At 67.6% G+C, this 1,313-nt stretch carries 1 protein-coding gene; it reads left to right on the plus strand.

Going from position 1 to position 1,313, the window contains the following annotated elements:
* The first annotated feature begins 99 nt into the window (after positions 1 to 99).
* On the plus strand, positions 100 to 1,299 hold the full coding sequence (locus FV226_RS27535; RefSeq protein ID WP_147765407.1) for an IS256 family transposase: 1,200 nt from the start codon (positions 100 to 102) through the stop codon (positions 1,297 to 1,299).
* Positions 1,300 to 1,313: the final 14 nt, after the last annotated feature.

The raw sequence follows: 1,313 nt of genomic DNA on the forward strand, positions 1-1,313 counted from the left end.
GGTCGTGTCCCAGGCGGTGGTGTAGCTGAGGGGTGGTCATCGGCGGTTGCCGGGTAGGGTCGGGTTGCGACGACCAACCCCGAACCCGAGAGACCCCCGATGACCGACGAGATCATGGCCCTGCGCGGGCTGATGGAGAAGAGTGCCGACGCCGATCTGCTGCGTGAGATGATCGGTTTTGCAGCCGAGCGACTGATGGAGCTGGAGGTGGGCGGCCTGACCGGCGCGGCCCACGGCGCGAAGAGCGCCGAGCGGCTGGTCCAGCGCAACGGCTACCGTGACCGGGACTGGCAGACGCGCGCCGGCACAGTCGAACTGCGCATCCCGAAGCTGCGCAAGGGCTCGTACTTCCCCGGCTTCCTGGAGCCGCGTCGCATGGCGGAGAAGGCGCTGACGGCGGTGATCCAGGAGGCCTACATCCAGGGCATCTCGACCCGCTCGGTGGATGATCTGGTCCAGGCCATGGGCGGCACGGGCGTGTCGAAAAGCCAGGTCTCGCGCCTGTGCCAGGAGATCGACGAACGGGTCGGCGCGTTCCTCGACCGACCCATCGAAGGCGAGTGGCCGTATCTCTGGATCGACGCCACCTACGTGAAGGTTAGGAGCGAGGGCCGGATTGTCTCAGTCGCCGTCATCGTGGCGGTCGGCGTCAACAGCGACGGCCGAAGGGAGGTGTTGGGCATGGACGTCGGACCCTCCGAGGCCGAGACGTTCTGGACCGCCTTCCTGCGCAAGCTCGCCCGGCGCGGTTTGCGAGGGGTCAAGCTGGTGATCTCGGATGCGCACGAGGGCATCAAGGCCTCGGTGGTCAAGGTGATGAACGCCACCTGGCAGCGTTGCCGGGTGCACTTCATGAGGAACGTACTCGCCCATGCCGGCCGCAGCGGGCGGCGCGTCGTGTCGGCATTCATCGCCACCGCCTTCGCCCAGGATGATGCCGAGGCGGCCCGTCAGCAATGGCGGCGGGTGGCCGACCAGCTCCGCCCCAAGGTGCCCAAGCTCGCCGCCCTGATGGACGCTGCCGAGCCCGACGTGCTGGCCTATATGGGCTTCCCAGCCGCCCACCGGGTCAAGCTGCACTCGACCAATCCGTTGGAGCGCCTGAACGGCGAGATCAAGCGCCGGACCGAGGTGGTCGGCATCTTCCCCAACGAGGCTGCCATCACCCGCCTCGTCGGCGCGATCCTGCTCGAACAGAATGACGAATGGGCCGTCCAGCGGTCGCGCTACATGACCCTGGAAAGCATCGCCCCGATCGGCGATGATCCCCTCGTCAGCCTGCCCACCCTCGCAGCCTGATCGTCCCGGCCCAA

Origin of the sequence: Methylobacterium sp. WL12 (genome assembly GCF_008039475.1) — a bacterium.
GTDB lineage: Bacteria > Pseudomonadota > Alphaproteobacteria > Rhizobiales > Beijerinckiaceae > Methylobacterium > Methylobacterium cerastii.